The sequence below is a fragment of the Peribacillus sp. P4_C12 genome, from assembly GCF_056402095.1.
In genome coordinates, this window is the sequence record NZ_JBFUIB010000558.1 from 1 (window position 1) to 2,271 (window position 2,271).

1 protein-coding gene and 2 pseudogenes are annotated in these 2,271 nt (G+C 34.5%); 2 read left to right on the top strand and 1 reads right to left on the bottom strand.

Annotated features, from left to right (window positions below; genetic code table 11):
* Positions 1-117 (bottom strand): annotated as a pseudogene (locus tag AC1DUW_RS26430) (MFS transporter); the annotation flags it as partial.
* A gap of 1 nt (position 118) precedes the next feature.
* Between AC1DUW_RS26430 and AC1DUW_RS26435 the strand changes: the two are divergent.
* Both AC1DUW_RS26435 and AC1DUW_RS26440 read left to right on the top strand, forming a co-directional pair.
* A pseudogene (locus AC1DUW_RS26435) lies at positions 119-463 on the top strand (MFS transporter); the annotation flags it as partial.
* A gap of 1,048 nt (positions 464-1,511) precedes the next feature.
* Positions 1,512-2,271 (top strand): metallophosphoesterase family protein (locus AC1DUW_RS26440; protein WP_477643883.1); only part of this gene is annotated, 760 nt, incomplete at its 3' end.

Consider the following 2,271-nt stretch of genomic DNA (forward strand, 5'->3'; position numbering starts at 1 on the left):
CATCGAACCAGTGAATAATGGGCTTAAGATTCCATTTACTCTTCCGATGAACTCGCCTTCGGTCCTCTGCAATATCAATGTATTAATTCCAATTTGAATACAAGGCAACATTAGCCCCATTGGTTTAGCGGTAATGGGGTTGTCGACAAACCTTTGGATTACGCTGTCCGCAGAGTTCTTTAACGGGCTAATGTTGCCTTGTATTCAAATTGGAATTAATACATTGATATTGCAGAGGACCGAAGGCGAGTTCATCGGAAGAGTAAATGGAATCTTAAGCCCATTATTCACTGGTTCGATGGTTTTGACTATGAGTGCGGCAGGAGTGTTGAAAGAACAATTTTCACTCGTCGCCATATTTGAAACAGCGGCATTCTTTTTTATTATTGGGATGTTTTTCATTTTGCCATTGTACAATCAAAAGATAGAAACGAAATCCTTGGAAACTCAGTCGCAGGAATAAGGAAAAGTCAGTGAAGTGGTGAAAATTTACATGTTATTCAAAAAAGCAGAGAGCAGGCTCTCTGCTTTTTTGAATAACATGAATCTAGAAGATATCAACTTATTAAAGGAGTGGGCATTACTTAAAGATTGAATCTGGTTACTTAAACTTTGTACTTCATTCACTATGTTATTCATGAATAAATCGTTAAGAATAATATACTATTGGTTTCTGAAGGTAACAGAAGCTAAAAACCATTAATTAAAGAGAAGTATAACTATTGCCGGGTTAAATTTGATGTTGCATCCTTATTAAAGGTTTGCCAGTTTGATAGGATTAACCGTATTATTTCAGATTCTAAGTTGTCGGAAAAAGTATTGCAGAGGTACGAAAAGAAGGAATTGAGATTGTGAATAAATAGAAATCATACCATGTTACGTTGAGGAAAAGTGAATGTTGGCTTTTCCTCTTTTTATTAGTTTAAAAAATGAACATGGAATTATTTGTTTGAATTAACAACAAAATCAAAAAAAATACACTTCACATTAACGTTATCTTAATAATTAATATGTAATATTGAGTTGGAAGTAGGCCGTTTGTGGAAAAGTTGTTTTAATGTGGGTTTTGTAGAGAGCAAATGATGATCGGAAACAAATCAATACAAGCATTAACAATTTTTCCGTTATTATTACCTGCATAGACAATAAATACTGTACCGACAAACAAGTCTTAGTTCCTCTAGATCTTTCATATAGGAAGATACAGAATTCAAATTAGAAAATTTTATTCCTTCTTTTTAGAGTTTGTCAAAGTAAGTGATACACAATTTGCGTTACTAACTTTAGGAGTGAATTTTTCTACTGAAAAAATGAATATAAGAAGGGGGATTGAGTGGCGGGTTCCATGATATGAATACATTCTTATTACCAAAATTTCAATGATTTATTATATATAAAATAAACTAAAAGTACCTTGAAATTTGCTTTACTTACATAAAATTTTAGAAATTTCATTAGATTGGTCTTAATTGAAATCAATAAAATCATATTGTGAAAAGAGGAGTAATGCAATGAAAGACGAGCATCTAAAAAACGAGACTGAAAAATTGTCAAATACTATCTTAGATAAGGGAATGGATCGACGTAGTTTTTTGGGAGGTACAACGAAGATTGCCGGGCTTACGCTTGGATTATCGCTAGTAAACTCACTAAATGRACTTGAGGCCGAAGCAGCATCACATGTCGAAAAAGCATCAAAGTTCGGTTTACACAAAAATCCTGATTTGGTGTTTCCTGTTATTAGTGATGTGCATATGTTGAAGAGTGGTACAACCGATCTGCAAAAGTTCGGTAGCGCATTGCATCAATTGAATGAGTTGGTGCCAAAACAAGATGCTCTTGTTGTTGTTGGGGATTTAACAGAAAATGGATTTGCGGAAGAGTATGATCGCTTTGTGGCTCTTTATAATGCAAAAAAACAAACGCAGGCCGCTTCTTTGTTTGCGATAGGAAATCATGACTATTGGAATGGTTTATCTGTAACAGATGCCCAAAAACTGTTTTTAAAGAAAATGGGGATGGAGTCTATTTTCTACCATAAGGTAATCAAAGGGTTTCATTTCATAGTTCTTGGCACTGAAAATGGAAAGACAGAAGGATACTTTTCAGAACAACAAATTGCGTGGTTAGGGGAGCAACTTCAGCAGGCGAAACAAGATGATCCTAAGAAACCGATATTTGTGTTTCTGCATCAGCCTATCAAAAATACAGTATACGGGAGTGAATGGGGATTCGAAGTTAACAGAGAGTTACTGTATAACACTCTAAAAG